Raw genomic sequence first — 277 nt, 5'->3', positions numbered from 1 at the left:
AAAGTGATTCCGTCAGTAGCGGCGAGCGAAAGCGGATTAGCCCAAACCAGGGGGCTTGCTCCCTGGGGTTGTGGGACGTCAATGTGGGTTGAGCAGCGTAGGTGAAGCGGTCTGGAAAGGCCGGCCAAAGAAGGTAACAGCCCTGTAGCCGAAATGCTGCGAAAGCCCTAGACGGATCCCGAGTACCGCGAGACACGTGAAACCTCGTGGGAATCCGGCAGGACCATCTGCCAAGGCTAAATACTCCCTGGTGACCGATAGTGAAGCAGTACCGTGA

The 277-nt window shown here is 57.4% G+C and carries 1 rRNA gene; it reads left to right on the top strand.

What is annotated here, in order from left to right:
* Window positions 1-277, top strand: a 23S ribosomal RNA gene (locus ACZYR9_RS27860); the annotation flags it as partial.

It is taken from the genome of Paenibacillus sp. F024 (assembly GCF_057814255.1).
Note: the sequence above shows the minus strand (reverse complement) of the source record. Positions and strands in the feature narration are given on the sequence as shown.